This is a genomic window from Arthrobacter sp. FW306-04-A (genome assembly GCF_044358315.1).
In the GTDB taxonomy this organism is placed as follows: Bacteria; Actinomycetota; Actinomycetes; order Actinomycetales; family Micrococcaceae; genus Arthrobacter.
Genome location: NZ_CP084559.1, coordinates 2689455 through 2706376 on the forward strand (window position 1 = coordinate 2689455; position 16922 = coordinate 2706376).

General features: G+C 60.9%; 21 protein-coding genes. 3 read left to right on the forward strand and 18 right to left on the reverse strand.

Features of this window, described 5'->3' with window-relative positions:
- Positions 1-236 precede the first annotated feature (236 nt).
- Together LFT43_RS12335 and dprA are read right to left on the reverse strand one after the other, a co-directional pair.
- The gene (locus LFT43_RS12335) at positions 237-1163 is read right to left on the reverse strand and encodes a tyrosine recombinase XerC (RefSeq protein WP_395797158.1); all 927 of its coding nucleotides are present in this window, start codon (positions 1161-1163) and stop codon (positions 237-239) included.
- 114 nt (positions 1164-1277) lie between these two features.
- A complete protein-coding gene (gene dprA / locus LFT43_RS12340; RefSeq protein WP_395803051.1) occupies positions 1278-2420 on the reverse strand; it encodes a DNA-processing protein DprA in 1143 nt (380 codons plus the stop codon).
- A gap of 538 nt (positions 2421-2958) precedes the next feature.
- Here dprA and LFT43_RS12345 point away from each other — a divergent pair.
- The 3 genes from LFT43_RS12345 to LFT43_RS12355 all read left to right on the forward strand — a co-directional run bounded on the left by LFT43_RS12345 (position 2959) and on the right by LFT43_RS12355 (position 4062).
- Positions 2959-3303: a hypothetical protein gene (locus LFT43_RS12345; protein WP_395797160.1), complete on the forward strand. Its 345-nt coding sequence runs from the start codon at positions 2959-2961 to the stop codon at positions 3301-3303.
- A 29-nt stretch (positions 3304-3332) separates the two neighbouring features.
- Positions 3333-3803: a hypothetical protein gene (locus LFT43_RS12350; protein ID WP_395797162.1), complete on the forward strand. Its 471-nt coding sequence runs from the start codon at positions 3333-3335 to the stop codon at positions 3801-3803.
- Positions 3804-3885: 82 nt separating this feature from the next.
- A complete protein-coding gene (locus tag LFT43_RS12355) occupies positions 3886-4062 on the forward strand; it encodes a DUF4236 domain-containing protein (protein WP_395797164.1) in 177 nt (58 codons plus the stop codon).
- A gap of 509 nt (positions 4063-4571) precedes the next feature.
- Here the strand turns inward: LFT43_RS12355 and LFT43_RS12360 are convergent.
- From LFT43_RS12360 to rplS, 16 genes are all read right to left on the reverse strand, one after another.
- Entirely contained in the window at positions 4572-4814 is a 243-nt protein-coding gene (locus LFT43_RS12360; RefSeq protein ID WP_395797167.1) for a hypothetical protein, read from the reverse strand.
- 273 nt (positions 4815-5087) lie between these two features.
- Positions 5088-6473: a phage major capsid protein gene (locus tag LFT43_RS12365; protein ID WP_395803053.1), complete on the reverse strand. Its 1386-nt coding sequence runs from the start codon at positions 6471-6473 to the stop codon at positions 5088-5090.
- Between the two features lie 238 nt (positions 6474-6711).
- Positions 6712-7077 (reverse strand): hypothetical protein, encoded by a 366-nt coding sequence (locus LFT43_RS12370; RefSeq protein WP_395797169.1) that lies wholly within the window; start codon positions 7075-7077, stop codon positions 6712-6714.
- Between the two features lie 35 nt (positions 7078-7112).
- Complete coding sequence (locus LFT43_RS12375; protein ID WP_395797171.1) at positions 7113-7559, reverse strand: hypothetical protein; 447 nt, start codon at positions 7557-7559, stop codon at positions 7113-7115.
- 494 nt (positions 7560-8053) lie between these two features.
- Positions 8054-8371: a hypothetical protein gene (locus tag LFT43_RS12380; protein ID WP_395797173.1), complete on the reverse strand. Its 318-nt coding sequence runs from the start codon at positions 8369-8371 to the stop codon at positions 8054-8056.
- Between the two features lie 802 nt (positions 8372-9173).
- On the reverse strand, positions 9174-9407 hold the full coding sequence (locus LFT43_RS12385) for a hypothetical protein (protein ID WP_395797175.1): 234 nt from the start codon (positions 9405-9407) through the stop codon (positions 9174-9176).
- Positions 9404-9619, reverse strand: a complete 216-nt coding sequence (locus LFT43_RS12390; protein WP_395797177.1) for a hypothetical protein — start codon at positions 9617-9619, stop codon at positions 9404-9406. The genes LFT43_RS12385 and LFT43_RS12390 overlap by 4 nt, the downstream gene beginning before the upstream one ends.
- Positions 9620-9740: 121 nt before the next feature.
- Positions 9741-10253: a hypothetical protein gene (locus tag LFT43_RS12395; protein WP_395797179.1), complete on the reverse strand. Its 513-nt coding sequence runs from the start codon at positions 10251-10253 to the stop codon at positions 9741-9743.
- Positions 10243-11601, reverse strand: a complete 1359-nt coding sequence (locus LFT43_RS12400) for a recombinase family protein (RefSeq protein ID WP_395797181.1) — start codon at positions 11599-11601, stop codon at positions 10243-10245. The genes LFT43_RS12395 and LFT43_RS12400 overlap by 11 nt, the downstream gene beginning before the upstream one ends.
- A gap of 74 nt (positions 11602-11675) precedes the next feature.
- Positions 11676-13127, reverse strand: coding sequence for a YifB family Mg chelatase-like AAA ATPase (locus LFT43_RS12405; protein ID WP_395797183.1), 1452 nt, complete (start codon positions 13125-13127; stop codon positions 11676-11678).
- Positions 13128-13484 carry a YraN family protein gene (locus tag LFT43_RS12410; protein WP_395797185.1) on the reverse strand — a complete coding sequence of 119 codons (357 nt, stop codon included), beginning with the start codon at positions 13482-13484 and terminating at the stop codon, positions 13128-13130.
- Positions 13485-13597: 113 nt separating this feature from the next.
- On the reverse strand, positions 13598-13942 hold the full coding sequence (locus LFT43_RS12415) for a DUF2469 domain-containing protein (RefSeq protein ID WP_059387678.1): 345 nt from the start codon (positions 13940-13942) through the stop codon (positions 13598-13600).
- A 78-nt stretch (positions 13943-14020) separates the two neighbouring features.
- Positions 14021-14728 carry a ribonuclease HII gene (locus tag LFT43_RS12420; protein ID WP_395803055.1) on the reverse strand — a complete coding sequence of 236 codons (708 nt, stop codon included), beginning with the start codon at positions 14726-14728 and terminating at the stop codon, positions 14021-14023.
- A 59-nt stretch (positions 14729-14787) separates the two neighbouring features.
- Complete coding sequence (gene lepB, locus LFT43_RS12425; protein ID WP_395797187.1) at positions 14788-15723, reverse strand: signal peptidase I; 936 nt, start codon at positions 15721-15723, stop codon at positions 14788-14790.
- Positions 15724-16401: a signal peptidase I gene (gene lepB / locus LFT43_RS12430; protein ID WP_395797189.1), complete on the reverse strand. Its 678-nt coding sequence runs from the start codon at positions 16399-16401 to the stop codon at positions 15724-15726. It lies immediately after the preceding gene.
- 77 nt (positions 16402-16478) lie between these two features.
- Positions 16479-16838: a 50S ribosomal protein L19 gene (gene rplS, locus LFT43_RS12435; protein ID WP_234752061.1), complete on the reverse strand. Its 360-nt coding sequence runs from the start codon at positions 16836-16838 to the stop codon at positions 16479-16481.
- Between the last annotated feature and the right edge of the window lie 84 nt (positions 16839-16922).

Below are 16922 nucleotides of genomic sequence, written 5' to 3' on the forward strand. Positions count from 1 at the left end.
GACCTCTGCCTGGACGAAAAGTTTGCTGCGCGCGTGCCGCGCCGTTCCGGTTTCCCTAGCTTTCTATGATTTTTTCCACAGCGGAAAAACATTCAAGTTGAAGTTGAAAGTTCCCCGACATTGCTTTCATTTTGCCGTACGGACCGGAATTACGCCAGTGCGATTCCCCCATACACCGATTTCGCCTCCGCAGGGGCTCTTCAGACCGCTGCGGGGTTTCTCCAGACGGCGTTCTTTTAGGCACGCGGATGAGCCTGTTGATAGCTCTTGCGGAGCCGGTCCACCGACACGTGAGTGTAGATCTGGGTTGTTGCGAGACTACTGTGTCCAAGTATCTCCTGAACTGCGCGCAGATCCGCACCGCCGTCGAGCAAATGGGTGGCAGCTGTGTGGCGCAGGGCGTGGGGCCCTGTTGCCGCGGTATCCCCAAGCGCCGCTAGGAGGTCATTGACCACGCTACGTGCCTGGCGTTGGTCGATCCGGTTGCCCCTCGAACTGAGGAACAGGGCTGGCCCGCTCCGCTCGGTAACTAGCCGTGGACGGCCGCGACGGAGCCAGTCGTCGACGGCAAGCGCAGCCGGGACCCCGTAAGGGACGGTACGTTCTTTATTGCCTTTGCCGAGTACGCGAAGGGTCCGACGACCGGGGTCGAGATCGTCGATGTCGAGGCCGGCCAGTTCGCCGACACGGATTCCCGTGGCGTAGAGCAGTTCGACGACGGCACGGTTACGCAGCGGCATCGGGGAACCATCCGCGGCCGCCTCGGTGAGGTTCTCGAAGACTCTGGCGACTTGCTGTTGGTGAAGCACTCCGGGGAGAGTGCGATCTCGTTTGGGGGCTTGGAGGCGAAGGGCCGGGTCCGATGCAATCAGTTCCTCCCTCAAAGCCCAAGAGGTGAATGCCCGGGCCGTGGCGGCATGCCGGGCCAGAGTCGCTCTCGACCTGCCAGCTTCGCTCTGTGCACCCAACCAGCGACGTAGAGTGCCAAGTTCCAGGGCCGCGAGCTCCCCCACGCCCTCCGCGGCGGCAAAGCCCAGTAAGTTCTCGACGTCCGCGATGTATGCCCTCACGGTGTGAGCCGATCTGGCCCGTTCGCCCTCCAGGTAACGCCGGAAGTCCTGCACAGACCCTGCGAGCGCTGCGGGGAGAGGTTTCTCTTGCACCTCTCCACTGTGCCAGCCGAGGGGCTGTGAGGGTGGCATCGCCACGTTCCGAACCGGGAGCGGGATTCGGGTCGGCCGGATCCCGCTCAGCCCCGCACCACCTCAACCGATTGCTCACCCCCGCTTCCCTGACCTCTTCCAGGCACCGCGCACCGATACTGCCAGTCCCAGCAATCCAAGCCGTCCAAGCCCTGCCCGCACCGACTCCCGGCTGAGTCCCGCAACCACGGCGAGCTTCTCCACTGAGCTAGTTGAACGGACCGGTAGGGCATCCAGCAGGATAAGGTCCTCGAGCGTGAGCCCATCATGATCGGACGGATCCGTTTCCTTGTCCTCGGCGAGCGCTTCACCGCTGGACCCTGCCAGTTCGGCAATCTCGCCGATATCCGTGACGCAAACAGCCCCGCCGTCCCTCAGAAGCCGGTGGCAGCCCGCCGAGTTGGCACTATGGATGGATCCCGGAACCGCTGCGACGGCCCTGCCTATGGATTCGGCATGATGGGCAGTATTCAGCGCGCCTGAACGCCAGCGTGCCTCCACCACAACCGTCACACCCGCCAAGGCGGCGATAATTCTGTTGCGCTGTAGGAACCGGTAGCGGGTGGGCGCCGAACCGGGGGGAACCTCTGCGATGACCGAACCTTGATTTGCCACGGCCCGCAGCAAATCCTCATTCCCGGACGGGTAGTACCTGTCCACTCCCCCGGCCATCACCGCGATGGTCGGCATGTCGTTCGTACCCCCGGTTAGCGCCCCACGATGGGCATGGGCGTCTATTCCGTACGCACCTCCCGACACGACGGTATAGCCGCGCTGGCCCAGCCCGTACGCGAAGTCACCCGTTACTGAGGCCCCGTAACTCGTGCTGTCCCGTGAGCCGACAAGCGCGACCACCCGCTGCACGGGTGGAAACTCCAATTCGTGTCCTCGCCACCACAAACACAACGGTTCATGCAGGTCCAGGTCGGCCAACTGAGTGGGCCACATCGGGTCGCCGGGGATGATCATGCGGCCACCAACGCGTTGCATCGTGGCAAGATCCCGTTCAGGTGCCAGATCCGGGATCCTAGGCGCCCACCGACGCAGCGCGGAGGCCAATCCGGTCCCTGCTGCGGAAATCCTGTTGTCGTCAAGCAAGGAAGCCACTTCCTGCTCAAGCTCGGGACCAGGCGCGAGCCGACCGGTCGCTATCCTGAGAGCATCGACGGCTCCCGCGGCTTGCACCAACGCGAGTCCGGCCGCGTCTTGTGGCTCCATCAGCCTCGACAGCGCCGCCCGGGCCAGGCGTTCTGTCGACCGGTCCGGGCTTCCGGTTCCATGCAAGGACGGAGCGCCGTCCGAGGGAGGCGTTTCGCATGGCGGCTGCGGGTGGTTCTCAGTCATGGCGTGTCCTTTCATGCGGCCGCAACCGCCTGCCGCAAGCCAAGGGCCTGCCCGATGTCGTCGTTGTGGGGCCGGTCCCTGTGGCCTAGATCCGCAAGTGTCCACGCCAGGACATGGATAGCTAAAAGGCAGAACTAGAGAAGGCTGGCGTTTCTTTCCTGCTTGAAAAGGCCTCCCTCGGCTGTAGTCTGACCACGTTCATTCAAGCTCGGGGGGAAAAGTGCAGTTCGAACGTTCAACCGGAATCTTCAAAACCGGGGCATTCACGGCCCTCGCCGCCGCTGCCCTTCTGACCGCCTGCGGCCATGCTGCCCCGCCGCCGTCACCACCACCGCCCCCGGCACACACCGCAGGCGTCGCACTTCAGTATGCTGACGATCAGTTCCGGTCTGGATTCAAAGATGCTGTTTCCATGAATGCGACTAACTTCGGCGGGATGCCCTGCGGTAAGGCCTGCTGGACTCTTACTCACATTGAAAAGGACGACATGGGCTATATTCCGAACGCCTATGAAACCGCAACTAAGGCATACGCCTCTAGCACGGAACCCGCCCCCAAGGAGCTTGGGCAATGGAAAACGGCTATCACGACCGTCCAAGCCGACATTCAGGCATGGGGCGACACAGCGGACATGACTAAAGGGGTGGTCAGCCACTCCCTCGCGTTGCAGGCCAAAACCTTTGCGGATCTGGACAAAGCCGACGCGCTGATCAACACATTCGCCCCGGTCTCAGTCCGGGCAACGCCAGCCGGATGATCCGGCAACTAGGGGTAGGTGCCTCGCCCATGGATGAACTGATCAATCAAGGTCAATGGTGGTGGTTGCTAGTCGTACCCGTTGCCACTGGCGTCCTCGCTCTCTTCGGAAGCTGGTGGGGATCTAGGTTAGGCAAGACCACAGAGCACACCCAGTGGCTCCGCAACGAGAAGATTGAAACGTACAGCCAATACGTAGAAACCATTCGACGTGGCGACATTTATCTCAACAGCGTGATTTCCGGCGCAAAGGCCATGTCCGACACCTTAGAGTCCAACGACCATACGGGGGGCAGCCGGTTACGCCTGATCAGCCCCAAATCCGTCCGAGATGCGGCAGAGAGTCATATTGAGAGCAGGGAAGCCGTCTTGGAATTTCTAGACAGAAGCTCCCTAGAAACATCTCAAACAACGGAGTACAAGGCCGCGCACAACAAAATGCAAGAAGCACGCAAGTCCCTAACCGATGCCATGAGTCGAGATCTCGGCATCACTGACTAAGGACAAACCTCTCCCGGCAACCGGGTAGCGGGATGGACGCGAAGCGAGCATGATTCAGGAAAAAAGGAAAGGACTGATCACAATGGGCTTCATCTTCCGTAAGCGCGTCCGGCTAGGCAAGACCGGGCACGTCAATCTCTCCAAGTCCGGCGCGTCCGTGTCCGAGCGAATCGGGCCGGTGACTGTGAACAGCCGGGGCCGGGTCACTGTCCGGCTTCTGCCCGGCCTGTCCTTCCGGTTCGGTGGACGGCGACGCTAGAGCGCTTCGGGCGAGTTTTGCCCGCCAGCCAGCGAGTCGCCGCTATGGTGCATGGTAAGCAGCAACCGCGCTGCCCCGTACGACAGAACGGAAGACCCTTTTGTTTGAGTTCAATGAAGAAAACGCCGAATACGTACTTGCACAGCATCTGACCACCACGCACTTAGGGCGAACCGCGATCGTGGACTCAAATTCTGGCACGAATACCGTAATTGGTGAACTGCGAGGAATCCAGTTCGCGAACTACCACGAATCCGCAAAGCATGGAATTGTATTCGATTCAATTCTGACCATCGGAGACTTTAACATTACGGTCAAATCCGATAGCAATGTTTTACTGAAAAAGTAGCGGACGTACGAAAGACCCCCACCGGGAACGGAGGAACGGTGGGGGTCTTTCTGTGTTGGCGCTGGCGGGTCATCGGTCCACGAAAGGCAGGGTGCCTTGCCGCCATGGGCTGCTCGGGCCGCTTATTGAAAAGCCGGAGCAGTGACCTTTACGCCAAGCTCTACTCCGAAGCCTTCACGGCCTTGTTGCCGCGCTTCACGGGCGGCTCGGACGGCGGCGCTGCTGCCGCCGCTGCTTCCTGCTCAAGCACGAATTGAGGTTTGGCCTCGCCGGGCACATACACCACGTCCAAGCCGGTCTCCGGATGCACCGCGTAAAAGTAATCCTCAAATACCGGACTGGGCGAATATGGCGACTCGGCAAAAGTGAGCGGCGTCACGCGCCGGTTATTACTTAGTGCCATTTCAAACTCCTATCAGCGGAAGGGCAGCGCCCACGTCGGAAGGGTTTCCCCTCGGAGGAATGTCACGGAATGCCCATTCGGATCGTTTAGGGTCATGAAGGCTTGAATGCAATCCGTGCGAGGCGTCGGCGTGAACGTGGTGACTATCGGGAGACGTGCGTCCTCGGCACCCTGCCAAAACGGAAATGTGTCCGGGCCGATCCATTGAATCGTCGGCACATTGGGCCGGGATGTTGCAACCGGCCCAATGATGCCTTCGGTAAGCGCCATGGCTTATGCCGCCCCGGCAAGGTAACGGTAAACCGCAAAAGCGCTGGAACGTGCGGGCTGGATATCGCCCCGCCACGTCGCAACAATGCCGATTTGGCCGAGTTCGGCATAACGCTCTTGCAATACCTGAACCGAAATATCAAGCCGCTGGCCCACGAGCAATTCCGTGAAGTCGCCCAAGAAAACGTCAGCCGCAGTTGTCAGCGTGCCTTGGGTCATACCTTGCTGGACCTGCTTGGAAACGTAGAACGGCAAACCTGCTGCATCGCCGGGGTCAGTGTTCAACGCGCTGCCTTGGGCAACCATCATCCCGCCCGGTCCCAACGGTGCCGGAATACGTAGCTGCTGGTTCGTCGTATCGTTCAATTTGCTGTAGGCCTGAGCCAGTTTCGGGGGCCAGATAATCGCGTTCGGATCTTCGTTCCCGTTGGCAACCTGCCAGTAAAGATCCAGAAGTTGGGAATACTGAGTCAAGGCCGTGCCGTTTGCCGCGCCGCCGCCAAGGACGTTTGCCGGAAGGTTGGCATTCAGCGCGGCAAGAATTCCTCTAGGGTTAGGGGGTGTGGCCAAGTTGATTGAACCGGCCCCGGAGGTAATGCCGCCATAGAGGGCAACGAGGTCAATTTTGAGGGCAATGGCCTTCGCAATCGAATTCGCCACCAACTGGTCAGCATTCGGCGCATCGGCAAAGAATTCCATGGAACCGATAACCAGTGCATTCAATGACTTTGCAGTCAATTGGACCTGATCGAACGTCGTATCGCTCGCGCCGATTGCCGAACCCTCAGTCCGGAAAGCCGCAGTTGCGTCGCCCGTGAGGCGTCCGATATTCGTAGTCAGGGCGGGCATCGGAATTACGTTTGCACCGGCTTTCAGAACCGCGCTGTAATTTCGGGCGAGGTCGATAATTTCCGTGGCCCAAACCACCGGAACAATCGCGGAAGTGCCCGACGTGGAAAGCGAACGGACCATTTGCGCGACGCCGCCGAATTGTGCGGTTGCCATTTCTTCGCGCGCTTGATCTTTCGCACGGGCAGCGGCAACAACGGGATGGGAACCGAACGATTCGCCCCGGCGCACAGCCGCTGGGGAACCGTCCTCGCGGACGAACTTGTCACCGGGAAGGACGCGGCTGGAATCAGCGCCGCTGGTGCCACGGTTCCCGCTAACAGCACCTGCCCGGCCATTGGCGCTGTAGTCGCCGTCGCCGCTGCCGTTGCCACGAGTCGCGGCCTCCCGCAAAGCGTCGATCTCGGCGTCAAGAGTGTGCACCTTAAGCATCTTCTCGGTGACCTCGCGCGTTTCTTCGTCGGTGAGGTCGAGGCGCTCTCGCTTGGGGCGTACTTCGGCAGCAATGGCATTACGCCGGGTTAGTTTCTGGTCAATCATGTCTTGGATATTCACGATGGCTCCTAAAGCCTACTGCGGGCCGTATCCGTGCCCGGCTAAATGGGAATGGCGCGGCCCAATTGACACACGTATGTCAGGCAGCGTCTTACGTTCAAAACCATTTGCTGGGCGAATCCACTACGGGCGAAGCGCGGTGGTGGCTCTGCATTGACCGGCCACGGGTGGGTTATTCACCGGAATCCCGTGGGAAGCCAACAACCATCATACGCGCACGGAATTAAGACACATAACCGCCCTCAATCGCCTCGCGACGGGCATTCGCAACGGCCAGCCGTTCACGATACGCGGGCAAGTCGGGTGAGTCCGATCCGGGGAACACGAGCAACCCGGAATCCGCCAAGACGTCGAGTGCTTCATCGTGGGCTTTCTCAGCCTCAAGCTCCCGGATTTTGGCTTCGCTCCGGGCGATATCGGCATCGACAATATTGAGATTGGTCCTTACAGGTATTGAACGCTCGACGCCATCAGACTTCATGCGTCCAAGCTCGCTCAATGCGTCATGCAGAGCCTCACGGCGTGCCCTTTTGGCGGCTAGCTGCTCTTTCTCGCGGGCAATGAGTTGTTCCATGGTTGTCATCTTCATATCTCCTTTGTGTTTGATCAGGGCGGGTTGCCCCTCTAAGTCCACGGCAGGTGATCCCTGTGACCGCGAACCGGCGTTCCCAAGCTCCGAATGAATTCGTCATCCTCAAAGGCATCGGCGGTCTCCGGAATATCAAGCGCCCGCAGCTTATCCATAAGCTGAGTCAACGAACGCACGGCGGCGGGCATCAAATGCCACCTACCCGAACGCTCGATAGCATCCACGGCACGAGCCGCAGTTGTGGCCATATTCGCCAACGACGCACCTTCCATCGTGTCCAAGTCAAGGCCAGCGATTTCCGAAAGCGTCAAAGACTCCTGCACGCCCGCACCATCCGGGATCACAGCGGGTGCCTTCGGGGCAGGAACTTCCCCACGCTTCCGTGCCCGGTAGAGGGCCACATCGTCCTTATGGGCAAGGCGGCAGACAAAGCACCGGCAACCCGCGCGATAGCCGCTAGAACCGTGCTCCTTCACTTCCATTTTGTACCTCCATTTGTAGAGTTTGTATCAGCGGTTGTAGCGCCCCACAGGATAATTCGAGACAATAGTAGAGACGTTCGAGGACTAGGCGGTCGGCACGGGTTTGGCCATAGAAAAAAACGCCGCTGTGCTGCCCCCTGTCCGGTGTGCCCCGGTTTGTTGGTGCCACGGTGCTCCGGTTTGTGTGTTGGCTTGGTGCGCTTGTCTGCTGCTTGTGCCTTGCCGGTTGCCCTTGGCCCTTGTGTCCATGCTGTGGCCGTGCCGTGTGTCGTGGTCATCGTCGCCGCCGTTGCGTGGTCTCGGTGTGCGTGGTGCGCCGTGCGCTGCTGGCCTGTCGGCTTGTGAGGCTGGGATGCTGTGTGGCGTTCTGCGGCGTCCGGGCGTGCCCGTGGGTGTTTGTACCTGCCCCGCCTTGTTCGGCTGTCCTAGCCCCCATTCCGCTTGAATGGCAGCCATGTAATTACCGGGCTGTGATTTCCTCGGCGCTTCCATTGTCATGCCTCCGGAATCCATGCATGCCACGCGGTTACGTCGTCGGGCGTCTGCCAGTCGTCGGGCCAGCCTTGACGGATAAGCGGGATGGGTGTGTAAGATCCGGCGTCCAAGGTGAGTTCGCCGTCCTGTGAGGCGGCTTGCATAAGGCGTGCATAGTCCGGTTCGGATATGAGCGTGTGCTTAGCGCCGTCCGCGTCGGTTACGTAGATCAGCGCTACGGCCTTGCCGTAGTGCAGCCCAATGCCAGCGGCTAAACCGCCGTCGATCTGCTCGATTCCATGAACGCTTGCGCGTGGAGCTATTTCGTTGGTGGTCACGGTCGGTCCTTTGGTGTCGTTGTTTGTGCGGATGCTGGCCCGGCAAGACAGGCGTTGCAGCGGGTGACGCCTCTCGACGCGTTCGCCTCAGTGAGTCGGCCTTGGTCGCATGTCGTGCAGGGGTCGCCAGCGCGCAAAGGAACGTTAGGGAGCGTGGGCACGCTCGCGTGGCTCGGCGGTCCAACCGGCACCGGCCTACCGGCAAGCCACCCATCATCATCGAACCCCTTGGGAGCAGACGACGACCAAGGATCATCTACAGGCAGAACGTTTTCAGAAGAACGTGCAGAAGAACTACTTCTGTTATAGGCCTGTCCCTTTGGGTTAGCTCCTAGGTTAGCTTCTGGGTTTTCAACCCTTGAGTTTCCGGGGTTTTTGGGATTTTCGGGGCCAGCGTGCGCGGAAACCTCTGAAACCTGATTAGTAACCTGCTGGGTTTCAGTTGAGGTTAGCTTCTGGGTTTTGCCACCTTGCCAATTTTCCCGCTTCTTAGGAGGTCGTCCGCCAAGCTTCCCATTCGTCCGGCTGCGGGCCTGAGTGGCTATCACGGCGTCACGAGTCCGCTGATACTCCGAGTGATGAAGGATCTCGAAATAGGTTCCAAAGTCACTCCAATAGCCTTTGTTCAGAAGTTCCGACAAGGCCTCCGGGCGCTTGAACCTGTGCAAGTCCTCCTTTGGAATGCGCATATCCAAGAGCTTCCGGTTGGACCAAATGATTGCCTCCGTATGGAGCCTGAACGCTGTGTCGGAGAGATCCCAAGTATCGTCGGCGTAGTCGTCACTGAACTTTGACCACGGCATCACGCCACCCCCAGTCGCACTACAGAAGCCGGGAGTACCGGCCCGTCGTCAATCTGGGGGTCATCGTCATCTTTGCGCCAGCGCTCAAGGTTGCTGTCAATAACGACCGTTCCGACAGGCAGCGCGTCAAGCTCGGCGGCGTCGATAATCAGGACCGAATTGGTATACTCGGTGTCGTTGGTTGGTTCTGGATTGGCCCGGGTGAGTCCCCCGGGCCTTTCTTCTGAGTTCATGCGGAATCGCCGCCAGCCGGGCGCAGCAGACGCGCGAGATGATCTAACTGGTCTTGTCGCAACGCCGGAAACGAGTTGACCACGGCGGCAACATCTTTGGCGAGATGTTCGGCCTTGAGGTCTTGCCGGGCCTTGACCAATTCGGGATCATCGGCAGCCCGCGATTGGCTGAGGGAACCGACTTTCGCCTTGAGGTGATTGATAGCGGACACTGGACAGACTCCTATGAGGGTGCCAGTCCGCTGGGGCCGGGAGCTAAAGCTCGTGACTCAGAATTTTAGCGAATTCTCGCAGCGAGATTCTGAGATGGTGTCGCGTATGCGTCTGATTCTATCAGGCGTGTCCCAGACGCTTCGTTGAGGATACGGCACCGATTCGAACCGATTTCCCACTGTCTTTGGACAGGTAGTCATCTCGCCCTGCCAACGAATCCGCATAGGACCGCAGAGCCGCTGCATAGAGCTTCAAAAGGGTGGAATCACGGACAGGCGTGGACTTGCTCCGGCATCCCGGAACCGGGCATTCAAAGTTGTACCGGAACCCTTCAACCAAATTTTCGACATAGGCCACGCCGTCGCTTTCCGGCGCGGCGCTCGTGATTCGACCCTTGGAACGTGCATCTTTGATCCATCGATGTGCGCTTGATCTGACGAGCAGTCCCATGTTCGCAAGCTTGTGCCCCTGCGGACATAGGAACCATACTGTGGGCCAGCGCCGTTCCACTGCACCGTCTATTAGCTCTTGAAGCTGGACGATTTCCAGTCCCTTGAACCAGTCCTCAACCAGAATCAGGGTCAGGAATTCTGTTGCGGCGAGGCGCTCGCGATCCTCATATTCAGTCGCCATTGCCCATATCCTCCTTCGGCTTGAATTCCACAGTTGCCGGATTGAAGTTCCGTGTCCCGCGTCCCGGTGGGTGAATGATTACCGCATCCATGAGGACGGATATCACGGCCCGCTTCCGCGACATGCTCAACGAGTCCCAAACCTTCCGCACGTTCTCCGCGCCAATAAGCGGCCCCAGAACGTCCACACGGCCAGCGTCCGCAAGCATGGCGTCAATCGCAGCGAGCTTTGCCCGTCTCTGCGCCGACAGCGCCCGGAACTGGCTTCTGCTCATCAGGTCGTTCGCGAGGTCCACCGCGTCCGCGTCAAGCTGCTCCCGCAGCCCCACCGCTTGCGCCCGCAACTCTTCCGCGTCAGGACGGTTGTCGTCCTGCATCAGCCGTGCAGCGTCCGGACGGGACAAGATGCCCACGACAACGGCCTCCACGTATTCCTCAACAGGCTCAGCACGGCGCGCAAAGTGCCCCATGGATGCCGTACAGCGGTAAGCCCGCACTCCCGGACGGGAGGTACCCCCGGCGTGCACCGGAGCGCCACAGACGCCACAGCGGGCCAGCCCGGACAACAAATACCGCCCGCCCGTCTTGCCGGATACCCTCGCCGGATTCTTCAACATGGCCACGACGGCGGCAAAGCGTTCCTCAGACACAATGGCGGGCCACTCGGCATCCGAGACAATCTCGCCCTTGTAGACACGCTTGCCGATGTTACGCGAATTCATCAGCACAACCCTGACGGAATCGGCGCGCCACAACGACGGCTCGCCCTCGTGACCTGCCTTGAAACGCTTCTGGCCCGTCGTGAAACCTTGGCTGTTCCACGTCCGGGCAACTTCCCGCAGCGACGCCCCGTAAAGCACGGAATCGTAGGCTTTCACGATGGCCGCAGCCTCAGCCGGACGCACCGTGATTCCGTCCGGCTCGTAACCAAACGGGCGACGCCCACCAACCCAACGCCCTTGCTTCGCTGCCTGTTCCGCTGCCCTCTCTTGCCGCTCGGACTTCTGTTCAATCTCGAACCGCGCCACAGATCCCAACTGGTCGGCAACCAACCGGCCCGCCGCCGTGGAAAAGTCCACGTCCGGACCCTTCACCAGAGACAGGCTTGCGCCCTTGCTCTGGCAAAGCTCGTAAAGCCGCAGTTCGTCGCGCCGGTTGCGCTGCAACCTGTCCAACGACCATGCAACGACGACGCCCGCGCTCCCAGCCTCAACCGCTTTCAACATGGCCTCGAAGCCTTGCCGGTGTTTCTTGCCAGCGGCGGAAATGTCGTTGTCCTCGTGGACGCCGACGACTTCCCAGCCGCGTTCCGCTGCCCGTTTGAGGCAGTCCTCACGCTGCCGATCCACCGCCGCTCGCTCGTCTGTTCGGTCCTGACTTATTCGGAGGTAAATGATTGCTTTCACATCTGCTAATTTATCATCTATGGCAGGCGCAGGACGCGGTCGTAGCCTCTCGCGGTGAGGATTCCACGCTCCAGGGAGGTGTCCAGAATCTTCGTGGTCGAAGAAGGGAGGCGTAGTTCGCCGCGCAGTACACGCCCGGGAACTTGCGAGTTGGTTTCCATCCCGAATCTCGCCAGGCGTTCGCGTTGCCGTGACCGGGCGGCATACACTCTCCCTGCGACCGTAGCTGTGTCCTCCTCCGCGCTGGATTGGCCGAAGTCTGCGAGGGATACTCGTTCTACTTGAAGCTGGATGTCCACCCTGTCCAACAACGGTCCTGACATGCGCCCGAAGTAGCGCCGCCGCATCAGTGGGGTGCAGGTGCAATCGACGCCCTTGCCGGTGGCTTTTCCGCATGGGCAAGGATTCGCTGCAAGGACCAGTTGGAAACGGGCAGGGTATGCCGCGGTACCGGCCGAGCGGTGGATGACCAGTTCACCGCTCTCCAGAGGTTGCCGCAGGGCGTCCAGAACGCGGCGTTCGTACTCGGGCGCCTCGTCAAGGAACAAGACGCCACGATGGGCCCGGGATGCCGCTCCAGGCCGCGGCAGGCCGGAGCCACCGCCGATGATGGCTGCGGCAGTCGCGCTATGGTGGGGGTTCTCAAAAGGTGGGCGGCGCAACAGCTGTACTGAGTCAACATGAACAGCGGAGAGTGAGTGGATCGCTGTGACTTCCATGGCTTCCTGGTCGCCGAGATCCGGAAGGAGCCCCGGGAGCCGCTCTGCGAGCATGGTCTTGCCGGCACCGGGCGGGCCGCACAACAGCACATGGTGTGCCCCGGCGGCCGCAACCTCAAGGGCACGGCGGGCATCGCCTTGCCCAGAGACATCGCAAAGGTCTGGAACGAGTCCTGCGCCTCTGTTGCCGTCGCCACTGGCTTCATCATCCGCGGGATCGTAGTCCAGGGCCAGGTCCTGGGGATCGGCCCCGAAATCAAAGGCCAGACGGGCCAATGTCTTGTAGCCACGAACAACCGCCCCAGGAACCAGCTTCGCTTCGGCGACGTTCGCTTGGGCCACCACAATCTCATGGTGCCCCGCCTGCACGGCGGCCATGACTGCCGGCAGGATGCCGCGAACCGGCCTCAACCTGCCATCCAGTCCCAACTCCGAGATGAAGACCGTGTCTTCGGTAGAACGGATGTCGCCGGCAGCCCGCAATACTGCCATCGTGATCGCGAGGTCGAACCCCGAACCACGCTTCGGCAACGAGGCCGGAATCAGATTGGCCGTGATCTTTCGACGGCTCAGGGGGATGCCGGAATTCTGGGCTGCGGAGCGAATACGCTCCTTGGCTTCGTTCAAGGACGCATCCGGCAAGCCCAGGATCACAAAGTTCGGGAGGGTCTGCCCAATGTCCGCCTCAACCTCCACGATGTAGCCGTTGAGGCCCACCAGCGCTACGGAGTAGCTTCGGCCCACGCCCACCTAGCCCACACCCCTGAGGTGTTCCAGCTTTGGTTCGCCTACGCCGTCGTCGATGACTCCTACGACGTCCACCCGGCGACGCAAGGCGCGCAGCTCGTGGTCCCGGCACCATGACGAGGCCAGGCGGTGCAGCCGAGCAAGCTTGGCGGCATCAACGGCTTCGAAAGGATGCCCGTAGGCCAAGTTCTTCCGGGTCTTCACCTCGGCAATCACCAAGATGTCGCCGTCGAGCGCCACAATGTCGATCTCGCCCTCCGGGCATCTCCAATTGCGGTCAACAATTCGCATCCCCTGGGTTTCAAGGAACATGGCAGCCAGCGTTTCACCGTGCTGGCCCAATAGGTCTTTGGCTTTCATAACCACCTCCGTTACCAGCGTGGAGGCGCGGAGAGGCCAAAGACAGGGAGGAGTTCGGCTATGTGGGAAACTCCGTCAGAGGGACGGTGTGGAGGACAAGTTGGCGAGCCTTCCTAGTTGCCCAGGTTGCCGAGATCACCTAGGTCGCCGTCCTTCGGCAAGGAAAGTTCCTCGCTCCGCGGCAGTTCTTCGACGTTGACGTCCTTGAACGTGATCACGCGGACGTTCTTGACGAAACGGGCCGAACGGTAGACGTCCCAAACCCAGGCATCTTGGAGCGTCAGGTCAAAATAGACCTCGCCATCGGCACTGCGGGCTTGCAGGTCGACGTGGTTTGCCAGATAGAACCGGCGCTCGGTCTCGACAACGTAGCTGAACAACCCGACGACATCACGGTATTCGCGGTAGAGCTGAAGCTCCATGTCGGTTTCGTAGTTCTCAAGATCCTCGGCACTCATAGTTCCATCTTGCACCATGGAGCGGGCACACGCCGCAACGCTGCTGCGGCCGGCGTCCGCCACGGGGAAAAGCGATGGCTAGAGCAGGTTCCAACTGGTCCGGTGGTACCGCGTAGGGCCTAAGGAACGGATGGCTTCCCGGTGCGAGGAAGTGCCGTAGCCCTTGTTCTCGTTCCAACCGAAGGCCGGATATTCCTCGTGGAGATCAAGCATGATGCGGTCCCTGGCTACTTTGGCCAGCACGCTGGCGGCCGCCACACTGAGACAGCTCATGTCCGCCTTCACACGGGTGTGCACCGGCGCCTCACAGGCGGGCCCGGACGGCTCGGCGTCGAACAACGAACCTTGGCTTTGCGGAGAGAGCCAGTTGTGGCTTCCGTCCAGCAGGACGAGGTCCGGACGCACGCCCGCAGCGAGGATCTCGAACCAGGCGCGTGTTCCGGCAAGGCGCAGGGCACCCACAATTCCCAGCGCATCGATCTCCGCCGAACTTGCGTGGCCTACTGCGGAGCCAACAGCCCATTCGCGTACCAGCGGTTCCAAACGCTCACGGTCTTCGGGCTTGAGCAGCTTGCTGTCGCGGACATCGGCGAGCAAACCGTGGTCCCGGAGGTCGACGACGGCGATCCCCACCGATACCGGACCGGCGAGTGCTCCGCGGCCTACTTCATCGACGCCGGCCAGGAGCGTGACTCCCGGGGCCAGGAAACCCCGTTCGACATCCAGGGTCGGAAAGCCGGCAGGCTGTTTGGACTTTGTCCCCGCTGTTTTCCCCGCTGTCTTCACCGTGCCGGCAGCCTGCCGTTTTCCAGCGGGCACGGCCGTCCTGGTCCCCGCGGGCGCCATCATTTGCTCGCTGGAGCCGTGGGCGAAGCCGTGTTCTGCGGCGACGGCGCAGGGACAGTGCGGAAGACCTCGGAGTGGTTGTCGAGGATCTGCCAACGGTTGATGGGCCAGGCAATAACGGTGGCTTTACCCTCCACGTCGGCGATGTTGATGAACCCGCCATTGACAGCTTGGTGTTCGCGGGAGTCTGCCGAGTTATTGCGGTTATCGCCCATAACCCAGATTTTCCCCTCCGGGACCACCACATCGAAAGACTTGGCCATCGGAACCTGGGCCGGGTTGATATAGCTTTCGTTGAGAACCGTGCCGTTGACGCTGACCCTCGCGGAACTGTCACAGCATGAGACCCTGTCCCCTGGCAGGCCGATCACACGTTTGACGAGGTGCTGATTGGTCTCATCCGGGAGCAGGCCGACAAAGACCAGGCCATCCTGGAACCATTTGAAGGGCCCGGGCGCCGCCTTCTGCGTAGGCGGCAGCCATCCCTGAGCGTCCTTGAAGACCACGACGTCGCCACGTTCCAGCGCAAACGGCTGCGGGACGAGCAGGTTGACGAAGATCCGATCGTCAACGTCGAGGGTGTTGACCATGGATTCAGAAGGGATGAAGAAGGCACGGAACAGGAATGTCTTGATCAGGAAGGACAACACGACGGCGATGACCACTACGGTGCCGATTTCCTTGAGCCAACTGAGGAACGGACTGCCGTGCGTCTCGGCGACGGCATCGGACTCATCGGTTTCGTCGGCGGCCCGCCGCGCAGCCCTGCGAGGAGACTCCTGTCCATCCGGCAGCGCCGCCGCTTGGACCGTCGGCAGCGGGGAAGCCGGGTCGGCGTCGTCCGCTGCAAGCTCCCCGGCGGGAGCGGACGGTCCGTCCAGGAGCCGGGCGTCGTCGTCGTGCCGTTCTGGCTTCCCGGGAGTTGTCTCCGGCATCTACTGTCCGTTCTTCGAGGTTGTACTGGCCTGCGCAGGGCGAGGCAGTTCTGCAAATCTATCAAGCGGCCAGATGATCCGGACCGGACGGCCGACGACACGCTCCAGCGGCACCATTCCTCCACCGGGTGCGCCCAGAAGACTACGCGAATCGGCCGATCGTGAACGGTGGTCCCCCATGAGCCACAATCGGTCATTGGGGACGATGACGTCGAATTTCTGCTCGCTCGGCGTGTCGCCGGCATACAGATAGCGTTCCTCAAGCGGCTGACCGTTGACTGTGAGTTTGCCGTCGGTGCCGCAACAGACAACGTGGTCTCCGGGAAGTCCGATGACACGCTTGACGTAAGTGGTGTCACTTCCCGTCAATCCCAGCCAATGGCCCACGGCGGCCACCGCGTCGGCGAATGGACCTTTGCCGCTGTTGAGCGGGGCAAAAGTGCCCCTGCCGTCGAAGACCACGATGTCTCCGCGGCGTATGGGATCTGCGGCAAAATCGGACCTGGACACAAGGATGCGGTCTCCGGTGCCCAGAAGCGGCTCCATGGACTCAGAGGGGATGAAGTAGACGTCGATCCACAAGGATCGGACAAGCCCGCTGAAGGCCACGGCCAGGACAAATGCGAGCAAAACAAAACGCCAGCCCTGTTTCCGGGGCTGGCGTTTTGGGTGGTCCATGATTCGTTTCCTGTTGCGTTGCGGATTTCTCCGGCGCAGGCCGGGCACGAATCCAGGACCCGCTTTTGGTCGAAGACCTACTTGCCGGTGGCGAAGTCGCGCTTTTCCTTGATCTTCGCAGCCTTGCCGCGCAGTGCACGCATGTAGTAGAGCTTGGCGCGGCGGACGTCACCCTTGGTGACGACCTCGATCTTGTCGATGATCGGGGAGTGCACCGGGAAGGTACGCTCTACGCCGACGCCGAAGGAGACCTTGCGGACCGTGAAGGTTTCGCGAACGCCGTCACCCTGGCGGCCCAGGACGAAGCCCTGGAAAACCTGAACACGGGAGTTCTTGCCTTCGATGATGTTCACGTGAACCTTGATGGTGTCACCCGCGCGGAACTCGGGAACATCGTTACGCAGCGAAGCTGCATCTACGTTATCGAGGATATGCATTAATCCACTCCTGGTGAACGCCACAGGTCATCCACTTTGGGTCACGGCGGGCAAGCCCGGGGCGCGAGGCCGTCCGGAAATTAC